This window comes from Mycobacterium yunnanensis (assembly GCF_025823185.1).
Classification (GTDB): Bacteria; Actinomycetota; Actinomycetes; order Mycobacteriales; family Mycobacteriaceae; genus Mycobacterium; species Mycobacterium yunnanensis.
The window spans coordinates 99,093-120,071 of the sequence record NZ_JACKVK010000013.1 but is presented as its reverse complement, the minus strand read 5'-3'; the positions used below and the strand labels follow the sequence as shown (position 1 = coordinate 120,071).

The 20,979-nt window shown below is 69.6% G+C and carries 19 protein-coding genes and 1 tRNA gene; 15 read left to right on the top strand and 5 right to left on the bottom strand.

Annotated elements, in window-relative coordinates; all coding sequences use genetic code 11:
* The first annotated feature begins 81 nt into the window (after positions 1-81).
* From H7K45_RS24215 to H7K45_RS24205, 3 genes are read left to right on the top strand one after another with little or no spacing between them, the layout of a single operon-like run.
* Positions 82-1,527 (top strand): nitrate/nitrite transporter, encoded by a 1,446-nt coding sequence (locus H7K45_RS24215; RefSeq protein WP_263998601.1) that lies wholly within the window; start codon positions 82-84, stop codon positions 1,525-1,527.
* A 5-nt stretch (positions 1,528-1,532) separates the two neighbouring features.
* The gene (locus H7K45_RS24210) at positions 1,533-5,555 is read left to right on the top strand and encodes a bifunctional nitrate reductase/sulfite reductase flavoprotein subunit alpha (RefSeq protein WP_263998600.1); all 4,023 of its coding nucleotides are present in this window, start codon (positions 1,533-1,535) and stop codon (positions 5,553-5,555) included.
* Between the two features lie 50 nt (positions 5,556-5,605).
* Positions 5,606-6,700, top strand: coding sequence for an alpha/beta hydrolase fold domain-containing protein (locus tag H7K45_RS24205; RefSeq protein ID WP_263998599.1), 1,095 nt, complete (start codon positions 5,606-5,608; stop codon positions 6,698-6,700).
* A gap of 2 nt (positions 6,701-6,702) precedes the next feature.
* Here H7K45_RS24205 and H7K45_RS24200 read toward each other — a convergent pair.
* Positions 6,703-6,791: transfer RNA gene (locus tag H7K45_RS24200), tRNA-Leu, on the bottom strand.
* Positions 6,792-6,858: 67 nt separating this feature from the next.
* Between H7K45_RS24200 and H7K45_RS24195 the strand changes: the two genes are divergently transcribed.
* Both H7K45_RS24195 and H7K45_RS24190 read left to right on the top strand, forming a co-directional pair.
* On the top strand, positions 6,859-8,202 hold the full coding sequence (locus H7K45_RS24195) for a M20/M25/M40 family metallo-hydrolase (protein ID WP_263998598.1): 1,344 nt from the start codon (positions 6,859-6,861) through the stop codon (positions 8,200-8,202).
* Positions 8,203-8,226: 24 nt separating this feature from the next.
* Positions 8,227-8,760 (top strand): YbhB/YbcL family Raf kinase inhibitor-like protein, encoded by a 534-nt coding sequence (locus H7K45_RS24190; RefSeq protein ID WP_263998596.1) that lies wholly within the window; start codon positions 8,227-8,229, stop codon positions 8,758-8,760.
* 77 nt (positions 8,761-8,837) lie between these two features.
* On the opposite strand, the gene H7K45_RS24185 is transcribed toward H7K45_RS24190, so the two are convergent.
* The 3 genes from H7K45_RS24185 to H7K45_RS24175 form a co-directional block, all read right to left on the bottom strand.
* Complete coding sequence (locus H7K45_RS24185) at positions 8,838-9,899, bottom strand: quinone-dependent dihydroorotate dehydrogenase (RefSeq protein ID WP_263999292.1); 1,062 nt, start codon at positions 9,897-9,899, stop codon at positions 8,838-8,840.
* Positions 9,899-10,129 carry a DUF5703 family protein gene (locus H7K45_RS24180; protein ID WP_276070540.1) on the bottom strand — a complete coding sequence of 77 codons (231 nt, stop codon included), beginning with the start codon at positions 10,127-10,129 and terminating at the stop codon, positions 9,899-9,901. Before H7K45_RS24180 ends, H7K45_RS24185 begins: the two co-directional genes overlap by 1 nt.
* A gap of 184 nt (positions 10,130-10,313) precedes the next feature.
* Positions 10,314-11,342: a YncE family protein gene (locus tag H7K45_RS24175; RefSeq protein WP_263998595.1), complete on the bottom strand. Its 1,029-nt coding sequence runs from the start codon at positions 11,340-11,342 to the stop codon at positions 10,314-10,316.
* A 94-nt stretch (positions 11,343-11,436) separates the two neighbouring features.
* Between H7K45_RS24175 and H7K45_RS24170 the strand changes: the two genes are divergently transcribed.
* The 10 genes from H7K45_RS24170 (at position 11,437) to H7K45_RS24125 (ending at position 20,069) form a co-directional block, all read left to right on the top strand.
* Entirely contained in the window at positions 11,437-11,742 is a 306-nt protein-coding gene (locus H7K45_RS24170) for a hypothetical protein (protein ID WP_372512660.1), read from the top strand.
* Positions 11,743-11,778: 36 nt separating this feature from the next.
* On the top strand, positions 11,779-12,609 hold the full coding sequence (locus H7K45_RS24165; RefSeq protein ID WP_263999290.1) for an undecaprenyl-diphosphate phosphatase: 831 nt from the start codon (positions 11,779-11,781) through the stop codon (positions 12,607-12,609).
* A gap of 52 nt (positions 12,610-12,661) precedes the next feature.
* Complete coding sequence (locus tag H7K45_RS24160) at positions 12,662-13,339, top strand: histidine phosphatase family protein (RefSeq protein WP_263998592.1); 678 nt, start codon at positions 12,662-12,664, stop codon at positions 13,337-13,339.
* Positions 13,340-13,414: 75 nt separating this feature from the next.
* Positions 13,415-14,002 carry a DUF3090 domain-containing protein gene (locus H7K45_RS24155; RefSeq protein WP_263998590.1) on the top strand — a complete coding sequence of 196 codons (588 nt, stop codon included), beginning with the start codon at positions 13,415-13,417 and terminating at the stop codon, positions 14,000-14,002.
* Positions 13,986-14,825: an SCO1664 family protein gene (locus H7K45_RS24150; RefSeq protein WP_263998588.1), complete on the top strand. Its 840-nt coding sequence runs from the start codon at positions 13,986-13,988 to the stop codon at positions 14,823-14,825. Before H7K45_RS24155 ends, H7K45_RS24150 begins: the two co-directional genes overlap by 17 nt.
* Positions 14,826-14,849: 24 nt before the next feature.
* A complete protein-coding gene (locus tag H7K45_RS24145) occupies positions 14,850-15,515 on the top strand; it encodes a GNAT family N-acetyltransferase (protein WP_263998587.1) in 666 nt (221 codons plus the stop codon).
* A gap of 66 nt (positions 15,516-15,581) precedes the next feature.
* Complete coding sequence (locus H7K45_RS24140; protein WP_263999289.1) at positions 15,582-16,289, top strand: 3'(2'),5'-bisphosphate nucleotidase CysQ; 708 nt, start codon at positions 15,582-15,584, stop codon at positions 16,287-16,289.
* A gap of 95 nt (positions 16,290-16,384) precedes the next feature.
* Positions 16,385-17,623 carry a cysteine--1-D-myo-inosityl 2-amino-2-deoxy-alpha-D-glucopyranoside ligase gene (gene mshC, locus H7K45_RS24135; RefSeq protein ID WP_263998586.1) on the top strand — a complete coding sequence of 413 codons (1,239 nt, stop codon included), beginning with the start codon at positions 16,385-16,387 and terminating at the stop codon, positions 17,621-17,623.
* Between the two features lie 38 nt (positions 17,624-17,661).
* Positions 17,662-18,549 carry an SDR family oxidoreductase gene (locus tag H7K45_RS24130; protein ID WP_263998585.1) on the top strand — a complete coding sequence of 296 codons (888 nt, stop codon included), beginning with the start codon at positions 17,662-17,664 and terminating at the stop codon, positions 18,547-18,549.
* 104 nt (positions 18,550-18,653) lie between these two features.
* Positions 18,654-20,069 (top strand): DUF1254 domain-containing protein, encoded by a 1,416-nt coding sequence (locus H7K45_RS24125; protein WP_263999288.1) that lies wholly within the window; start codon positions 18,654-18,656, stop codon positions 20,067-20,069.
* 4 nt (positions 20,070-20,073) lie between these two features.
* Here the strand turns inward: H7K45_RS24125 and H7K45_RS24120 are convergent, their stop codons facing one another.
* Positions 20,074-20,937, bottom strand: coding sequence for a PAC2 family protein (locus tag H7K45_RS24120; RefSeq protein ID WP_263999287.1), 864 nt, complete (start codon positions 20,935-20,937; stop codon positions 20,074-20,076).
* Positions 20,938-20,979 lie beyond the last annotated feature (42 nt).

Genomic DNA, 20,979 nt, shown 5'->3' with positions numbered 1-20,979 from the left:
ACACTGCCGACACCGCCGGGCAACGGATGCGGAACGGCCTGGCAGTAAACCTGATTCACCACCATCGGAGGAGAATCACAGATGTCGCCGACCAGCGAGAGCACCACCGAGCAGCCGCGGCGCAGCCGTGACATCGAGCACTGGGATGCCGAGGACGTCGCGGCCTGGGACGCCGGAGGAAAGGACATAGCGAAGCGCAATCTGATCTGGTCCATCGTCGCCGAGCATGTGGGCTTCTCCATCTGGTCGATCTGGTCGGTGATGGTGCTGTTCATGCCCCAGGGCGTGTACCACATCGACGCTGCAGGCAAGTTCTACCTGGTGGCGATGCCGACCCTCGTCGGCGCCTTCATGCGCATCCCGTACACCGTCGCCCCGGCCCGCTTCGGCGGCCGCAACTGGACCGTCGTCAGCGCGCTGCTGCTCCTCATTCCGACCCTGATGACGCTGTACGTGATGACCCAGCCCGGCACCTCGTACACCACCTTCATGATCGTGGCGGCGTTCGCGGGTTTCGGTGGCGGCAACTTCGCCTCGTCGATGACCAACATCAACGCGTTCTATCCCCAGCGGCTCAAGGGCTTCGCGCTCGGACTCAACGCGGGCGGAGGCAACATCGGCGTCCCGGTCATCCAGCTCATCGGGCTGTTCGTGATCGCCGTCATCAGCAACACTGCACCCGAGATCGTCTGTGCCATCTACCTCGTCGCCATCGCGGTGGCAGCCCTCGGTGCCGCCTTCTTCATGGACAACCTGCGCAACCAGCGCTCCAACCTCGGGGCGATGCTCGAGGCGCTGCGCTACCGCGACTCCTGGGTCATGAGCTTCCTCTACATCGGCACGTTCGGCTCCTTCATCGGCTTCAGCTTCGCCTTCGGCCAGGTCATGCAGATCAACTACCTCGCAGGCGGCGACACCGCCGCGCAGGCGTCGCTGCACGCCGCCCAGATCGCCTTCATCGGGCCCCTGCTGGGGTCGGTCTCCCGGCCGTTCGGCGGCAAGCTCGCCGACCGTGTCGGCGGCGGCAAGGTGACGCTGTACGTGTTCGTCGCGATGATCTTCGCGGCGGGCATCCTGGTCACCACCGGCGTGCTCGACGACGCCCAGAAGGGTGCCCCCAGCGGCGGGCAACTGGCCGCCTACGTGGTCGGCTTCATCCTGCTGTTCATCCTGTCCGGCATCGGAAACGGCTCGACCTACAAGATGATCCCGTCCATCTTCGAGGCAAAGGCGCAGGGCCGCGACGAGTGGAGCCGCGAGGAGAAGGCGTCGTGGTCGCGCAGCATGTCCGGTGCGCTGATCGGATTCGCCGGCGCCGTCGGCGCATTGGGTGGGGTGTTCATCAACATCGTGCTCCGGGCGTCCTACGTCGGCGACGCCAAGTCCGCGACCAACGCGTTCTGGGTCTTCCTGGGCTTCTACGTCGTCTGCGCCGTCACGACGTGGCTCGTCTTTCTGCGGATGTCCACCCGGGCCCGGGCCGGCGAGAACGTCGGCAGCCCGGCTGAACCGGTCACCGCGGGCTGACCGACGTGACCGTCACGACCAGAACCGCGTGCTCCTATTGCGGTGTCGGCTGTGGCATCGAGGTTCACACCGACACCGACCCCGCGACCGGACGTCCGGTGATCGCCAGGGTGACGGGCGACAAGCTGCACCCCACCAACGCCGGTCGGCTCTGCACGAAGGGCGCGACGCATGCCGAGATGATGGCCGCCGACGGCGACCGGCTGAGCTCGGCGCTGGTGCGACCGTCACGCGGGGAGCAGCCCGTGTCGACGTCGGTCGACGAGGCGGTCGCCGAGGCCGGGCGGCGGCTGCGCGCCATCGTCGACGAGCACGGACCCGACGCGGTGGCGCTCTACGTCTCCGGCCAGATGTCGATCGAGGCGCAGTACTTGTCCACCAAGCTGGCCAAGGGCTTCCTGCGGACCGTGCACATCGAGTCGAACTCGCGGCTCTGCATGGCAAGTGCCGGAACGGGTTACAAGCAGTCCCTCGGTGCGGACGGGCCGCCCGGATCGTATGCCGACTTCGACGCCACCGACCTGTTCTTCGTCATCGGTTCGAACATGGCCGACTGTCATCCCATCCTGTACCTGCGGATGGCCGAACGCCTCAAGGCCGGCGCGAAGCTCATCGTGGTCGACCCGCGCCGCACCACCACCGCGGACAAGGCCGATCTCTATCTGCAAATCACGCCCGGCACCGACCTGGCTCTGCTCAACGGCATCCTGCACCTGCTGGTCTCCTCCGGGGCCGTCGACGCCGAGTTCATCGCCGAGCACACCGAAGGCTGGGACGCGATGCCGGACTTCCTCGCCGACTACGAGCCCGACGCCGTCGCCCGCATCACCGGCTTGAGCGAGGCCGACATCCGGCTGGCGGCCGAGATGATCGCCGAGGCCGGCGACTGGATGACCTGCTGGACCATGGGTTTGAACCAGAGCACCCACGGCACGTGGAACACCAACGCCATCTGCAACCTGCATCTGGCCACGGGCACGATCTGCCGCCCGGGCAGCGGCCCCCTGTCGTTGACCGGTCAACCGAACGCCATGGGTGGCCGTGAAATGGGCTACATGGGCCCTGGTCTACCGGGGCAGCGGGTGGTCACCTCCGCCGACGACCGTGCCTTCGTCGAAGGGGTGTGGGGTCTGCAGCCGGGTGCCATCCGCACCGACGTCGGCCCCGGCACGATCGACATGTTCCAACGGATGGCGGACGGCGCCATCAAGGCGTGCTGGATCATCTGCACCAATCCCGTTGCCAGCGTGGCGAATCGCCGCACCGTGATCTCCGGTCTGGAAGCGGCGGAGCTCGTCGTCACTCAGGACGCCTACCGCACCACCGCGACCAACCACTACGCCGACGTCGTCCTACCGGCCACGCTGTGGGCCGAAGCCGACGCGGTGACGGTCAACTCAGACCGCACCATGACGCTGCTGCCGCAGTCCATCCCTGCCCACGGCGACGCCCGGCCGGACTGGCAGTTGATCTGCCAGGTCGCCGAGCACCTCGGGTTCGGTGACCACTTCGCCTACGCCTCCAGCGAGGAGGTCTTCGCCGAGATCGGCGAATTCTCAAACACCCGTACGGGTTACGACCTCAGAGGGGTCGGTTACGACCGGCTGAGGCAGGGTCCGGTGCAATGGCCCGCGCCGCCGCAGAACGAGCCGGGCGGCGACGCCGACCGCCACCCGATCCGCTACCTCAACGACGGCGTGAGCCAGGACCCGTTCGTGGACGCCGACGGCCACCGCCCGCGGCTTGCGTTCCCGACTCCGTCGCGACGGGCGGTGTTCCACCCCCGGCCGCACCTACCGCCCGCCGAGATGCCCGACGACGACTACCCGATGGTGTTGAACACCGGCCGCCTGCAACACCAGTGGCACACCATGACCAAGACCGGCAAGGTGGCCAAGCTCAACAAGCTCGACGACGGTCCGTTCGTCGAGATCCACCCGGCCGACGCCGAGGCGCTCGACGTGGTCGACGGTCAGCCCGTCGAACTGGCGTCGCGGCGGGGTCGCGCGGTGCTGCCCGCGGTGGTCACCGACCGGGTGCGTCCCGGCAACTGCTTCGCGCCGTTTCACTGGAACGACGAACACGGCGAATACTTGGCGGTCAACGCCGTCACGTCCGACGCCGTCGACCCCGTCTCGCTGCAGCCGGAGTTCAAGGCATGCGCGGTGCGGTTGCGCCCGGCCGGACCGCCACCGGTTCCCGCGCAACTCGTGGGCGGCCAGATCCACGAGATCGGGGCGGTATTCGGCCTCGACGATCACCCGGTGCCGGTGCTCGCCGAGGCCGAAAGGCACTATCTCGCAGGCTTCTTCAAGGCGTTGCCAGCCGACGTCGACGGCGTTCCGATGCTGCCGGTCGAGGCGCCGGTGGGCGCCGCGGTGCGGCACTACGTCGACGGTCTGCTCGCCGGCACGTACCCCCGCATCGCCGAGGGTGCCGAGCAGCCCTCGACGGAACCCCGTCCGCTGGTGCTGTGGGCGTCGCAGACCGGTACCGCCGAGGACCTCGCCGGCCAGGTGGCCGACCGGCTGGGACCCGCGCGGGTGGTCAACATGGACGACTGCCAGCTCTCCGACCTGGCCCGCGCCGGTGACGTCCTGGTCGTCACCAGCACCTTCGGCGACGGTGGGCCGCCGGACAACGGCGCCGACTTCTGGGCCCGCCTGAGCGCCGAGGACGCGCCTGCCCTGGACGGGGTGCGCTACGCGGTGCTGGGCATCGGTGACCGCTCCTACGACGACTTCTGCGGGCACGCCAAATCCGTCGACGCCCGGCTGGCCGAGCTGGGGGCCACCCAGCTCGCCGCCCGAGCCGACTGCGAGGCCTACGAGGCGGAGCCCCTTGCGCAGTGGGCGGACACGGTGTCGGCTCTGGTCGGGGCGGCCCCCGCTGCCGCCGCGCCGTCGCGAACCGTCGCGCCGTTCACCAGGGCCAGCCCGGTCGACGCGCCGTTGAGTCGTAACGTGCTGCTGACCCCGCCGGGAGCGGGAAAGGAGGTGCGGCAGTTCGGCTTCGACGTCTCCGCACACGACGTCACGTACTCCGTCGGCGACGCGCTGGGCGTGTTTGCCGTCAACGACGAGGCCGCCGTGCGGCGATGGCTCGACGCGACCGGTCTGTCCGCCGACGACCTGATCGAGGTCGACGGTCGGGACATGGCCTTGGCCGAGGCGTTGACGACCCACTACGACATCTGTCGCGTGACGCCCAACCTGCTCGACTTCGTCGTCGACGGCAGCGAGGAGGCGGGCTCGCTGCGGACCCTGCGCCGCAGCCGCTCGGACTTGGACCGGTGGCTGCGCGGCCGCGACGGCGTCGACCTGGTGGCCGAGTTCGGCGTGCGTGCCGAGCCGGAGCAGTGGCGCGACGCCCTGGTCCGGCTGACGCCGCGGTCGTACTCGATCTCGAGCAGCCCGTTGGTCAGTCCGCACGAGATCCAGCTGACCGTGTCGGTGGTCCGCTACCTGAGCGGTGACGGCGGGCGGCGCGGGGGAGTGTGCTCGACGTTCCTCGCCGACCGGGCGACGCAGGCGTCGGTGTTTCTGCAACCGTCGCCGCACTTCCGGCCGCCAGAGGACGGCTCGGTGCCGATGATCATGATCGGCCCCGGGACGGGCATCGCACCCTTTCGCGGTTTCCTTCAGGAGCGCCGCGCCCTGGGGCACACCGGTCGCAACTGGTTGTTCTTCGGTGACCAGCACCGCGCCGAGAACTTCTACTACCGAGACGATGTGGAGGACATGGTCGACGACGGGTTGCTGAGCCGGTTGGACCTCGCCTTCTCCCGCGATCAAGCCCAACGGGTGTACGTGCAGCACAAGATTCGCGACTACGGGGCCGACGTGTGGCGTTGGCTGGAAGACGGTGCCCACGTCTACGTATGCGGTGACGCCACCCGCATGGCCAAGGACGTCGATGACACGCTCACCGAGGTCATCCGGACTCACGGGGGGCTGTCGAGTGAGGCCGCGCACGACTACAAGCGGGAGCTCGTCGCCGTCAAACGGTACGTGCGCGACGTCTACTGAACGCCGCCAAGGCACCGGTGGCGGGGTCCGTCGGGGTGTAGGTTCCGACCATGGCCGCACCCACCGTGAACGTGAAACTGCCAGGCCGCCTTGGCGACCCGACCATGGAAATGCGCACCGATCCGCGAGCCGATCCCCGGATGCTCGCCGCCGTCGCCCCCTTCGGCCTTGGCGCCACGGCCGTCGAGGTGCCCGTCACCCGGCAGTCGCCGCTGGAGGAACGCCTTGCCGTCGCCGCCGCGACCGAGCAGGGCTTCGACGGGTTGTTCGGTGCCCTGCTCGCCGACGTTCCGCCCGCCCAGGGCGTCGAGTGCCGGCGCCTGAGCATCACCGGCGTCGACGGCAACGACATCGCGCTGTACGTCCACCGTCCGATCGGGGTGGCCATGCCCCTGCCCGGTCTGCTGCACCTGCACGGCGGGGGCATGGCGATCCTCAGTGCGGTCGACAAGGGTTCCACCCTGTGGCGCGAGCATCTGGCGGCCCGCGGGTGCGTCGTCGTCGGCGTCGAGTTCCGCAACGCAGGCGGCGCGCTGGGCCCGCACCCGTTTCCCGCCGGGCTGAACGACTGCGCCAGCGCGCTGGATTGGATGCACGCCCAGCGCGAGGGTCTCGGGCTGACGTCGATCGTCGTCACCGGCGAATCCGGCGGCGGCAACCTCTCGATCGCCACGGCGTTGAAGGCCAAGCGCGAGGGACGGCTGGACCACGTCGACGGGGTGTACGCCCAGGTGCCGTTCGTCTACGGCGGGTACGACGTGCCGAACCCGGCGCTGCCGTCACTGGTCGAGAACGAGGGCTACATCCTGAGCCCGTCGGTCATGACGTTGATGGCGGGGCTCTACGACCCGTCTGGCGAGCACGCGCACGACCCCCTGGCGTGGCCGTACTACGCCGACGAGGACGACCTGCGGGGGCTGCCGCCGCACGTGATCACCACCGACGAGATCGACCCGCTGCGCGACGAGGGGCTGGCGTTCCTGCGGGCCCTGCAGCGGGCCGGGGTCGACGCGACCGGGCACACCTACAACGGCGTCGGCCATGCCTGTGAGCTGTTGATGGGGGCGTTCGTGCCGGATCTGTTCGAACGGGCCCTGCACGACGTGGTGGACTTCGCACGCGGGGTGAGCAGAACCCTGAACTGATGTGGTGTCCGAGGGGGGACTTGAACCCCCACGCCCATTAATAGGGCACTAGCACCTCAAGCTAGCGCGTCTGCCATTCCGCCACTCGGACAAGAGCGCCTAAGGCTAACGGATTGCGGGGCCCGGACCAAAACGGGCCGGGGCGGGCAGTGGTACGAATGGTGACCGTGACTGACTTTCCGAAGCCCTCCGACGAGGTCGTCGAGCTCGTGAGCTCGCTCATCCGGTTCGACACGTCCAACACCGGCGAGCTCGAGACCACCAAGGGCGAGGCCGATTGCGCCCGCTGGGTGGCCCGGCAGCTCGAGGAGGTCGGCTACGAATGCGAATACGTCGAGTCCGGCGCCCCGGGTCGGGGGAACGTCGTGACCCGGCTGGCGGGAGCCGACCGCAGCCGCGGCGCGCTTCTGATCCACGGGCACCTCGACGTGGTGCCCGCCGAGGCCGCCGACTGGAGCGTGCACCCGTTCTCCGGTGCCGTCTCCGACGGCTACGTGTGGGGGCGCGGCGCCATCGACATGAAGAACATGATCGGGATGATGATCGCCGTCGCGCGATACCTGAAGCGCTCGGGCACCGTGCCGCCCCGGGACCTGGTGTTCGCGTTCGTCGCCGACGAGGAGGCCGGCGGAAGGTACGGCTGTGGCTGGCTGGTCGAGAATCGCCCCGACCTCTTCGAGGGCGTTACCGAGGCAATCGGCGAGGTCGGAGGCTTCTCGCTGACGGTGCCCCACCGCGACGGCGGCGACAAGCGCCTGTATCTGATCGAGACGGCCGAGAAGGGCATGCGCTGGATGCGGCTCACCGCCCGCGGCCGCGCCGGCCACGGCTCGTTCGTCCACGACGACAACGCCGTCACGACGCTCGCCGGCGCGGTGGACCGGTTGGGCCGCCACCAGTTCCCCGTGGTGCTGACCGACACCGTCTCGCAGTTCCTCACCGCCGTCGGCGAGGAGACCGGGCATTCCTTCGACGCGGACTCACCGGATCTGGACGGTGTGGTCGCCAAGCTGGGCCCGATCGGTCGCATCGTGGGCGCGACGCTTCGCGACTCGGCGAACCCGACGATGCTCACCGCGGGCTACAAGGCCAACGTCATCCCCGGGTCGGCGCAGGCCGTGGTGGACTGCCGCATCCTGCCCGGGCACGCGGCGCAGTTCGAGGCGGCGGTCGACGAACTGATCGGGCCGAACGTCACCCGCGAGTGGATCACCGACCTGCCCGCCTACGAGACCACCTTCGACGGCGAGCTGGTCGACGCCATGAACGCCGCGCTGCTGGCGGTCGACCCGGAGGCGCGCATCGTGCCCTACATGCTCTCCGGCGGGACCGACGCCAAACACTTTGCGCGACTTGGCATTCGGTGCTTTGGGTTCATCCCGCTTCGGCTACCGCCCGAACTGGACTTCGCGGCGTTGTTCCACGGCGTCGACGAACGGGTACCCGTCGAGTCGCTGACGTTCGGCACCGAGGTGCTCGAGCGCTTCCTGCTGCATTGCTGACCGACCACCAACCGAAAGGGACTGATGAGCACCCCGTACGACGATCTGCCCGACCTCCCGAGCTTCACCCTGACCTCGAGGTCGGTCACCGACGGTCAGCCGCTGTCCAACGATCAGGTCAGCGGCATCATGGGCGCCGGCGGCTCGGACGTCTCGCCGCAGTTGAGCTGGTCCGGGTTCCCCGAGACCACGCGCAGCTTCGCGGTGACGATGTACGACCCCGACGCGCCGACGGCCTCGGGCTTCTGGCACTGGGCGGTGGCCAACCTGCCCGCCACCGTCACCGAGTTGCCGGAGGGCGTCGGGGACGGCAGCAGCAGCGAGTTCCCTGGTGACGCGCTCACCCTGGCCAACGACGCCGGCCTCAAGCGCTTCATCGGCGCCGCCCCGCCGCCGGGACACGGGCCGCACCGCTACTTCATCGCCGTGCACGCCGTCGACGTGGAGAAGCTCGACATCCCAGAGGGCGCGACGCCGGCCTACCTGGGGTTCAACCTGTTCAGCCACGCCATCGCCCGCGCGGTCATCGTGGGCACCTACGAGGTCGCCGAGGACTGACGCTGCGCGAACGTGGAGAAACCGTCGATGACGAGCGTCCGCGTCGACGACTTCTCCACGTTCGCCGCGGCGCTCGGCTAGCGGGCCGCCGACCCCACGGCTTCCGCCAGCGACGTGAAGCCCTCGGCGTGCAGGCGCTGGGCCAACCCGTCGTGAATGTGCTTGGCCCACAGGCCCCCGCCGTAGACGAAGCCGGTGTAGCCCTGCAGCAGTGACGCGCCCGCGACGATGCGCTCCCACGCGTCGTCGGCGGTCTCGATGCCGCCCACGCTGATCAGCACCAGCCGATCGCCGACGCGGCGGTACAGCCGGTGCAGCACCTCGACCGAGCGACGCGCGACGGGCGGACCCGAGACGCCGCCTGCGCCCAGCGCGTCGACGCCCGCGGTGGCGAGCCCGGCGCGGGACACGGTGGTGTTGGTGGCGACGATGCCGGCCAGGCCCAATTCGACTGCAAGATCGGCGATGTCGTCGACGTCGGAGTCGGACAGATCGGGGGCGATCTTGACCAGCACCGGGGTCGACGTCTCGGCGCGGACGGCGGCCAGGATGGGCCGCAGCGTCTCCACGGCCTGCAGGTCCCGCAGGCCCGGGGTGTTGGGGGAGCTGACGTTGACCACCAGGAACGACGCCAGCGGGCCCACCAGGCGCGCGCTCTCCGCGTAGTCAGCGACGGCTTCCTCGGCGGGGGTCGCCTTGGTCTTGCCGATGTTGGCACCGATCGGCACGCTCGCGTCATGGCGTCTCAACCGCAGCGCCAGCGCACCCGCGCCGTGATTGTTGAAACCCATCCGGTTGAGCAGGGCGCGGTCCTCGGGCAAGCGGAACATTCGCGGTGCGGGATTGCCCGGCTGGGCTCGAGCGGTCACGGTGCCCACCTCGGCGTAGCCGAAACCCAGTGCACCCCAGGTGTCCAGACCGGTGCCGTCCTTGTCGAAGCCGGCCGCCAGCCCAACCGGTCCAGGAAACCGGACCCCGAACACCGTGCTGGCCAGGACGGGATCACGCGGGGCCAGCCACCCGGCCAAGACCCGGCGCAGCGGCGCGGGGGCGGTCACCAGCCGCAGCACGGCGAACACCAGGGTGTGGATTCGTTCGGGCGGAACGAGGAAGAGCAGTCGTCGCAGGGACTGGTAGATCACGACGCCGGCTGACCGTCGACGCTTGCCCACGTCGCGGACTTCCTGCGCCGCAACAGCACTCGACGACTGCCGTCGGTGTAGAGCCGAACCCTGGTCAACTCCCAGCCGCGGTACTCGGCTTCGATGGACAACCGGAGCGACGCGGACACGCGCGTGACGTCGGGGGGCAGTCGCAACGGCACCCACTCGTAGTCGTCGGAGAGGTCGGCCTCCCACGCGGCCGGCATGCGGCCTCGCTGAGCCGAGCTCACTCCAGTGCCCTTCTCTTCGCGCAAGCGCTCATCGGCGGCCGTCTCCTCTTCGCGCAAGCGCTCATCGGCGGCCGTTTCCTCTTCGCGCAAGCGCTCATCGGCGGCCGTCTCCTCTTCGCGCAAGCGCTCATCGGCGGCCGTCTCCTCTTCGCGCAAGCGCTCATCGGCCGGCCCCCGGGATGACCTGCACACCCGCCCCCGATCCGGACACGACGAAGAGTGTCCCGCTCTGGTCGTCGTATGTCATGGCGTTGGGTTGCTGCACGGTTGGATAACGCACCTTCTCGACGGGTATTCCGGTCGCCAGATCGTAACCAACGACGGTGTTGGTCGCAGTTTGCGACACCCAGGCCAGCCGCGACGACCCGGCCAGGCCAAACGGCGCACCCTTGACCGGATATTGCTGACGCAGCATCAGCGGGTCGGTGCCGAACACCAGCAGCGCCTCCCCGCGGGTGTCGGCGACCAGGATGCGGCCCGCCGGGTCGCCCACCATGGTGGTGGCGCCCTCGCCGGCCCGCAGCGCGTGCTGTTGTTTGGTGCCCGACGGGTCGACGGTCGTGACCGAGGTCTGGCCCCTGTCCAGCACGGCGACCGTATCGCCTTGCGCGACAAGGGCATCCACGCGGGCGAAGATCTGCAGCCGAGCTCCCACGGTGGTGTCGGAGCTCAACGTGAACACCGCACCCGACGCGCTGCCGAGGACGATCTTGCCGTCGGACCGGCGGGTGACGGCGGTGAAGTCGGTGTCGCCTTCGCCGTCGACTGCGCGCCGGACCACCGGGCCGCCGGCAAGGTTCACCACGAAGTATCCGCCCTTGGTCGCGGCGTACACCGTGCCGCGGCCGTCACCGGCGACCGCGGTCGCGGGGCCGGGCAGCGGGACGGTTCGCGACGGTCCGTTGACCGGGAACGTCACCAGCTCCGAACCCCCGGCCGCATCGGTGCTCAGCACCACCGACGACGCCGTCGCCGCGTCGAACACCACGGCCTCGCCGCGCCCGGCCAGCGGCCGCACCGCACCCGCAGGCACCTCGGCGGTGGCGGGCGAGACGGCGGCGGTGGCCGGGTCGATGGTCGGAGGAGGACCGTCCACGGTCTTCGAACCGCAGGACGCGAGTGCGACCACCGCCACGATCAGCACGCCGCTGCGAACTAGGCGACGCCGCGGTGTCGGGGGCGTTGGCACGGGGTAGGCCTCTCCAATGGGATGGGATTGGGGACTGATGGGCCAGTTTAGGCACGCCGTCACACCGCCCCGACGGTATGGTTCCGACATGTCCATGACCTCCGTCGACGACTTGTCCGGCAACGGATTCGACGTCGAGGTGGTGTCTACCGGGCCGTACGCGAGCGGGTTCGGCCGGGTCGGGGACGGCCGCAGTTTCTCCTTTCACGTCGACCGGCGACACCTGACCGTCGAGGTGTACCGCCCCAGGCTGCGCGGCCCGGTCCCGCAGGAGGAGGACGTGGTGGCCGCGGCCAGCCGAAGCCTCGAGCACGTCGACGTCGGCGACGAACGCAGTCTCGCCGCGGCCGTCCGGGACGCCGTCAACGACGCTCAGCCGGTGCCGCGCACGGCTCGCTGACCTTCCGTCCGCGGTACGGTCTTCGGCGTGATGGAGATGTCGTGGCTGCAGGTCGTGGTGCTCTCGGTGGTCCAGGGCCTGACGGAGTTCCTGCCGGTGTCGTCCTCAGGGCACCTCGCCATCGTCTCGCAGCTGTTCTTCGCCGACGACGCAGGCGCGTCGTTCACCGCGGTCAGCCAGCTCGGCACCGAACTCGCGGTGCTGATCTACTTCGCCAAGGACATCGGCCGCATCGTCGTCGCCTGGTTCGCCGGTCTGCGCGACTCCTCGCGCCGCACGCCGGACTACTGGCTCGGCTGGTGGGTCATCCTCGGGACCATCCCCATCGGCGCGGCCGGGCTCATCTTCAAGCACTACATCCGCGACGACGTCCGCAACCTGTGGGTCATCGCGACGGCGCTGATCGTGTTCTCCGGCGTCATCGCCGCCGCCGAGTACGTCGGCAAACAGACCCGCCCCATCGAGCAGTTCACCTGGAAGGACAGCATCGTCATCGGCGTCTCCCAGTGCCTGGCCCTCATCCCCGGGGTGTCGCGGTCGGGGGCCACCATCAGCGCCGGGCTGTTCCTGGGCCAGCAGCGCGAAGCCGCCGCCCGCTTCGGCTTCCTGCTGGCCATCCCCGCCGTGCTGGCCTCGGGGCTGTACTCACTGCCCGACGCGTTCCATCCCGACGGCCGCGGCATGAGTGCCTCCGGGCCGCAGCTGGTGGTCTCGGTCGCCATCGCCTTCGTGGTGGGTCTGGCGGCGGTGTCCTGGTTCCTGAAATTCCTGGTGCGCCACGGCATGTACTGGTTCGTCGGCTATCGCGTGATCCTCGGCGTGACGCTGCTGATCCTGCTGGGCACCGGCACCGTGGCGGCGCAGTGATGCCTCCCACCCACCGCCCGGCGATGTCTCCCACCCACCCAAGGCCCGTCCGATGACCGTCATCCTCCTTCGCCACGGCCGCTCCACCTCCAACACCGCCCACACCCTGGCGGGGCGTTCCGAGGGTGTCGACCTCGACGACAAGGGCCGCGAACAAGCCGATGCGCTCGTCGCCCGCGTCGCCGACCTTCCGATCAAGGCGATCGTGAGGTCGCCGCTTCTGCGCTGTGAGCGAACGGTCGCGCCACTGGCCGCGGCCCTCGGGCTGGAGCCCGTCGTCGAGGACCGTCTCTCCGAAGTCGACTACGGCACGTGGACCGGCTCCAAGATCGCCGACCTCGTCAAGGAGCCGCTGTGGGCGGTGGTCCAGCAGCAGCCCAGCGCCGCGGTGTTCCCCGACGGCGAGGGGCTGGCGCAGGTTCAGGCCAGGGCGGTCGCGGCGATCCGCCACCACGACCGCACCCTCGCCGAGCAGCACGAAGGCGACGTCCTGTGGATTGCCTGTACGCACGGTGACGTCATCAAGTCGATCATCGCCGACGCCGTCGGCAGCCATCTGGACAGCTTCCAGCGCATCACCGCCGACCCGGCGTCGATGAGCGTCATCCGGTACACCGCGATGCGCCCCTTCGTGCTCCACGTCAACCACACCGGCCCCGCCTTGACCTCCGCGCTGCTGGCGAAGCCGGAGCCCTCCGGGGACGCGGTGGTGGGCGGTTCCACCGACTGACGCGTCCGATCACACGCGCCACGTCGCCGTTCGAATTACGGATGGGGTGGCTATACCGGTATTTTGGGAGGTGCCATGACCCGCTCGATTCACGTCTTCCGCTCACCCGACCGCTTCGTGGCCGGGACGGTCGGGCAACCTGGCGACCGGACGTTCTACCTTCAGGCCGTGCACGACGACCGCGTCGTGTCGGTGATCCTGGAGAAGCAACAGGTGGCGGTGCTCGCCGAGCGGATCGCCGCTCTGCTGCTGGAGATCAACCGCCGCTTCGGTACCCCGGTGCCCCCCGAGACCACCGAGGTCGAGGACCTCAGCCCGCTGATCACCCCCGTCGACGCCGAGTTCCGCGTCGGGACGATGGGCCTGGGCTGGGATTCGGAGGCCGAGACCGTGGTGGTCGAGTTGCTCGCCGTCTCGGAGACCGAATTCGACGCGTCGGTGGTGCTCGACGACGCCGAGGACGGGCCCGACGCGGTGCGGGTGTTCCTGACGCCGGAGTCGGCCCGCGAGTTCGCGGCCCGCTCCAATCGCGTGATCTCCGCGGGTCGGCCGCCGTGCCCGCTCTGTGACGAACCGCTGGACCCGGCGGGACACATCTGCGTGCGTACCAACGGTTATCGACGAGGCATGCTGGCGGAATCCGACGATGACCCCGACTTCTGAGCGCCCCGGCGACGACGAAGTCCTTCGCTCCGGTGCGCTGACGGTCCTCGGCCGCATCCGCTCGGCGAGCAACGCCACGTTCCTGTGCGAGGCGATTCTCGGTGAACGCACCGTGCATTGCGTCTACAAGCCGGTCGCGGGAGAGGCCCCGCTGTGGGACTTTCCCGACGGCACGCTGGCCGGCCGCGAGGTGTCGGCGTACCTGGTGTCGGCCGCTCTCGGGTGGAACGTGGTGCCGCACACCGTCGTTCGTGACGGGCCCGCCGGCCGCGGGATGGTGCAGCGGTGGGTCGACCAACCCGGGGACGTGCTGGACGAGTCCGAGGCGCCCGACGACTCCCAGGCCGGCCCCGACCTGGTCGACCTGCTGCCCGCCGGTGAGGTGCCACCCGGTTTCCTGCCGGTGTTGCAGGCCTACGACTACGCGGGTGACGAGGTCACCCTGGTGCACGCCGACGACTCGAGGCTGCGGCGGATGGCGGTGTTCGACGTCATCATCAACAACGCCGACCGCAAGGGCGGGCACATCCTGGCCGGCGTCGACGGCGGCGTCTACGGCGTCGACCACGGCGTGAGCATGCACACCGAGGACAAACTGCGCACGGTGCTGTGGGGCTGGGCCGGCAAGCCCGTCGAGGACGAGGCCCTGCGCGACATCGCGTGCCTGCGCGACGCGCTTCTCGGCAATCTGGATCAGACGCTGCGCCCGCACGTCACCAACCGGGAGATCGACGCGCTGTACGCCAGAACCGTTGGTCTGCTGGAGAACCCGGTCATGCCGTCACCGGATCGACGCAGGCCGATCCCGTGGCCCGCGTTTTGACGCGAGTGTTCTACGCTCGTCGTCATGACTGATCACGATCGCGCCGCCGCCCGCAGGGAGATCGCCGACGCCCTCTCCAAGGCGCTCGACCGCCGCCACGAGGTGCTCGACGCGATCGTCGAAGCGGATGACCGCGCCGCGGCCGTCCAGGCCATCTCGGCACTGCTCGACACCTCGCCCAAGGGTGGCGAGGCCGTGATGACGATCTCGTTCGACCAGCTCACCAGAGATTCGCGGCGCAAGATCGCCGACGAGCTCGAAGACCTCAACAAGCAACTGACGTTCACCCTCGGCGAGCGTCCGGCCAGCTCGGGGGAGAGCCTGGCACTGCGTACCTTCTCCGCCGACGGCGACCGCGACCTCTTCGTCGCGCGGACCTCCGACGTCGGCGCGACCGGCGACGGATCCGGTGCACCCGCGGGCAACATCGACGACGAGCTGAACGCCGCGCTTCGTCGCGTCTCCAACGAGGATGCGGTCTGGTTCGTCGCCGAGGAGGGTGGCGACAAGGTCGGCATGGTCTTCGGCGAGCTCGTCGGCGGCGAGGTCAACGTCCGCGTGTGGATCCACCCCGACCACCGCCACCGTGGCTTCGGCACCGCTGCCCTGCGCCGCTGCCGTTCGGAGATGGCGGCTTACTTCCCCGCGGTCCCGATGGTCGTGCGCGCGCCCGGCGCCACGCCCAAGTAGGACCCGATCAGTCCTCACACCAGCGATGCGGCGCTCGCCGCGGAGGTGGCCGACGAAGCAGGCCGGATGTTGGTGGCGCTGCGCACCGAGATCGGCTTCGACGACTACTACCACCTCGGCGACGCCGGGGACCGTCGCGCCAACACCCTGATCCTCGACCGGCTCCGCGAGCATCGCCCCGACGACGCCGTCCTGTCCGAGGAGGCGGCCGACGACCTCTCCCGGCTCGGCGCCGACCGGGTGTGGATCGTCGACCCCGTCGACGGCACCCGGGAGTTCTCGACGCCGAGGCGCACCGACTGGGCGGTGCACATCGCACTGTGGCAGCGCGACGGGGGCGGGGTCGGCGGCGTCACCGACGCCGTCGTCGGGCTGCCCGCGTTGGGTGAGGTGTACCGCAGTGACACCGTGACGCCGCCACCGCCGCGCCGGGCGGGTCCCATCCGGATCGCGACCAGCCGCCACCGACCGCCCCCGGTGCTGTGGTGGCTGCGGGACCTGCTCGACGTGGAGCTGGTCGGCATCGGTTCGGCGGGGGCCAAGGCGATGGCCGTCGTCCGCGGCGACGTCGACGCCTACGTCCACGACGGTGGTCAGTACGAATGGGACTCCGCGGCCCCGGCGGGCGTGGTGGCGGCCGCAGGTCTGCACGCGTCGCGGCTGGACGGCTCGCCCCTGCGCTACAACCGCCCCGACCCGTACCTGCCCGACTTCGTGATGTGCCGCCCGGAGCTGGCCGACACCCTGCTCGAGGCGATCCGGTCGATCTTCTGACTCGACTCGGGAATGGATCGGCCCCGTCGGTTGTCGCACCCTTGGAACCACCACCGTCGGAGGCCGAACTGAACGCAACCCCTAGAGTCGGTGCCATGCAATCGTGGCCTGCGCCGACCGTTCCGCAGCTCACCGGCAAGGGAACGCCGTTGCGCCTCTTCGACAGTGCCGACGGGCAGGTGCGCCCCGTCGCCGCAGGCGAGACGGCCACGATGTACGTCTGCGGCATCACCCCGTATGACGCCACCCACCTCGGTCACGCGGCGACGTACCTGACCTTCGACCTGGTCTACCGGTCGTGGCTGGACGCCGGTCACCGGGTGCACTACGTCCAGAACGTCACCGACGTCGACGACCCGCTCTTCGAACGGGCGGCGCGCGACGGGCTCGACTGGCGTGAGCTCGGCGCCAGGGAGACCCAGCTGTTCCGTGAGGACATGGCGGCGTTGCGGGTGCTGCCGCCGCAGGACTACGTGGCCGCCACCGACGCGATCGCCGAGGTGATCGAGCTGGTGGAGAAGCTGCTCGCCAGCGGCGCGGCCTACGTCGTCGACGACGCGGAATTTCCCGACGTCTACTTCCGCGCCGACGCGACCACGCAGTTCGGCTACGAGTCCGGTTACGACCGCGAGACCATGCTGCGGCTGTTCGGCGAGCGGGGCGGCGACCCGGATCGGGTAGGCAAGGGCGACGCGCTCGACGCCCTGCTCTGGCGCGCCGAGCGGCCCGACGAACCGAGTTGGCCGTCGCCGTTCGGCCCTGGCCGACCCGGCTGGCACGTCGAGTGCGCCGCGATCGCCCTCGACCGCATCGGCACCGACCTCGACGTCCAGGGTGGCGGCAGCGACCTGATCTTCCCGCATCACGAGTTCTCCGCCGCCCACGCCGAATCGGCAACGGGTGAACGGCGATTCGCCCGGCACTACGTGCACGCCGGCATGATCGGGCTCGACGGCCACAAGATGAGCAAGAGCCGCGGCAACCTGGTGCTGGTCTCCGCACTTCGCGCCGAGGGCGTCGACCCCGCCGCCATCCGGCTCGGCTTGCTGGCCGGGCACTACCGTGCCGACCGCTCCTGGGACGCCGGAGTGCTCGCCGAGGCTCAGGAACGCCTGGCCCGCTGGCGCGCCGCGGCGGCGTTGCCCGCCGGTCCCGACGCCACCGACGTCGTCGACCGGATCCGCCGCTACCTCGCCGACGATCTCGACACCCCCAAGGCGCTCGCGGCCGTCGACGGCTGGGTCGTCGACGCGACGGAATTCGGTGGGGACGACGCCGGGGCGCCCGGCCGGATCGCCGCGGCAGTCGATGCGCTCCTCGGCGTTCAGCTCTGAGGACTGCCCTGCTCTGATCACGAGGTACCTTTCCGCCCATGACAGCGGTGAGCGGCAAGGTCGTGTTCATCACCGGCGGAGCCGCCGGCGTCGGTGCGGAGGTCGCCCGACGGTTGCACGCCAAGGGTGCCCGGTTGGTGCTCGTCGACGTCGACGCCGGGGCGCTCGAGCGCTTCTCCGCCACCCTCGACGGTGACCGGGTGCTGACCGTCACCGCCGACGTCCGCGACCTGGCCGCCATGCAGGCCGCCGCGCAGCGCGCGACGGAGCGCTTCGGCGGCGTCGACGTGGTGGTCGCCAACGCCGGCATCGCCAGCTACGGATCGGTGCTGCAGGTCGACCCCGTGGCGTTCAAGCGGCTGCTCGACGTCAACGTCCTCGGGGTGTTCCACACCGTGCGGGCGACGCTGCCGTCGCTCGTCGAACGCCGGGGCTACGTGCTGATCGTGTCGTCGCTGGCCGCCTTCACCGCCGCGCCGGGCCTGGCGCCGTACAACGCCAGCAAGGCCGCCGTCGAACAGTTCGCCAACGCGCTGCGCCTCGAGGTCGCCCACCACGGCGTCGACGTCGGGTCGGCGCACATGTCGTGGGTGGACACGGCGATGGTGCGTGACACGAAGACCGATCTGACGACGTTCGGCGAGATGCTCGCCAAGCTGCCGTACCCACTGAACGTCACCACCTCGGTCGAGAAGTGCGGCGCGGCGTTCGTCACGGGCATCGAGAAGCGCAAGACCCGGGTGTACTGCCCCGGCTGGGTGGGTGCGCTGGGGTGGGTCAAGCCGATCTTCTCCACTCGCCTCGGCGAGGCCCCCATCCGCCGCGTCGTGCCCGACCTGCTGCCGCGGATGGATGCCGAAGTGGTCGCGCTCGGCAGGTCGACGAGCGCCCACTCCGAGGCGTCGAACACGCCGAACCCGACGTGACATCCCGCCCGGCGAGCTTTAGGGGTCGTCGACCACCGCGGTGGTTTGATGTTGACGTGAAGTCGACGTTCCTCAGACGGGCGGGGCGCGTCGGTGTCGCCGCGGTGCTGATCGCCGTTGCCGCGGCATGTGCGAAGGGGGAGAAGCCCGCCGCCACGAGCACGGTGTCATCGCCCCCGCAGTCCGCGTCGGTCAGCCCGGAGCAAGCCAGGGCGATCGCCAAGGAGGCCTACGTCTACGGCTTCCCGATGGTCGACGACTACCGCGTCATGTACTCGTACTTCGTGGACGAGGGCGACGCCGAGTACAAGGGCGGCTGGAACGAGGTCCACAACACCGCGCGGGTCTTCACCCCTGCCGACACGACGATCCAGACCCCGAATTCCGACACGCCCTATTCCACCGTCGGCGCCGACCTTCGGGCCGAGCCCCTCGTGTTCACCGTCCCGCCGATCGATCAGGACCGCTACTTCTCGCTGCAGTTCGTCGACCAGTACACCGCCAACTTCGCCTACGTGGGCAGCCGGACCACCGGCAACAGCGGTGGCAAATACCTTCTCGCGGGACCCAATTGGACGGGGGAGAAGCCCGCGGGCGTCAACGAGGTCATCCGGTCCGACACCGAGTTGGCGCTGGTGCTCTACCGCACCCAGTTGTTCGAGCCGGCAGATCTGGACGCCGTCAAGAGGATTCAGGACGGCTACGGCGTGGAGCCGCTGTCGACCTTCCTCGAGCAGCCGCCGCCACCGCCGGCCCCGGCGATCGACTTCGTCCCTGCCCTGACCCCTGATCAGGAACGCACCTCACCCCAGTTCTTCGACATCCTGAACTTCGTCATGAAGTTCACCCCGACATTGCCCGCCGAGAAGGCGATGCGGGATCGGTTCGCCTCCATCGGCATCGGCCCCGATGGTTCGTTCGACGCCGAGAAGCTCAGCCCCGAGATGCGCGCCGCCGTTCAGGACGGCATGGCCGACGCCTGGGCCGAATTCGACGCCCTGCAGAAGAACGAGATCGACACCGGAAAGGTGTCCTCGGCCAATCTCTTCGGCACCAAGGACGACCTGAAGGGCAATTACCTCTATCGGATGGCCGGCGCGGTGCTGGGCATCTACGGCAACACCGCCGCCGAGGCGATCTACCCGGGTTTCAACTTCGATGCCGCCGGCGCGCCTCTCACCGGAGCCGACAGGTACACCTACCGCTTCGCCCCGGGTCAGCTGCCGCCCGTCAACGCGTTCTGGTCGTTGACGATGTACGGGCTACCCGGCAGCGAGCTGGTGGCCAACCCGATCAACCGGTACCTGATCAACTCCTCGATGCTGCGTGTGCTGGTCCCCGACGCCGACGGTGGCTTCACAATCTACGTGCAGCACGACTCGCCCGGCCCCGAACGGGATCCGAACTGGCTGCCTGCCCCCGAGGGCCCGTTCAGGTTGGTGCTGCGGCTCTACTGGCCGAAGCCCGACGCACTGGACGGTCAGTGGCAGGCCCCGAAACCCGTCAAGGTGCCAGCCTGACGCCCTAGCCCCGGAAGCCCGGCCCGCGGCGGCGCAGGTACCGCTCGAATTCCGCGGCCAGCGCGTCGCCGTCGATCTTGCCGAGGGCATCGGTCATGTCCACCTCGGCGTCGCCGCGCTCCTCGAGGGACTGCACGTACTCGGCGATCTCGTCGTCGTCGGCGGTCATCTCGGTGACGGCCTGCTCCCACTCCTCGGCCTGAATCGGCAGGTCGGCCAGCGGCACCTCGATGTCGAGGACGTCCTCGACCCGGCGCAGCAACGCCACCGTCGCCTTGGGGTTCGGCGGTTGCGACACGTAGTGCGGCACCGCGGCCCAGAACGTGACAGCGGGAATCCCCGCGGCCACGCAGGCGTCCTGGAAGACGCCGGCGATGCCGGTCGGGCCCTCGTACCGGGTCTCCTCCAGGCCGAAGAACTTGGCCGACTCGGGGGAGTAGGCCGCCCCCGAGACGGGCACCGGCCGGGTGTGGGGCGTGTCGGCCAGCAGGGCACCCAGGATCACGACGGTCTCGACGTTGAGCTTCTCCGCGATGGCCAGCAACTCGGCGCAGAACGTGCGCCACCGCATGTTGGGCTCGACGCCGTGCATCAGGACGATGTCGCGGTTGCTGCCGGGTGGGCGGCAGTGCGATATGCGCATGGAGGGCCACACCAGCTCGCGGGTCACGCCGTCGATCTGGCGGATCACCGGGCGGTTGACCTGATAGTCGTAATAGGACTCGTCGTCGATCTCGACGATGGTGTCGGCCTCCCAGATCACGTCGAGGTGTTCCAGGGCGTCACTGGCCGCGTCACCGGCGTCGTTCCAGCCTTCGAAGGCCGCCACGATGATGGTGTCCTGCAGGTCGGGCAGGTCTGTCACCAGGCCAGCGTAAGCCCTGCCCGTCGCCCGCGAGCGCCATCACCG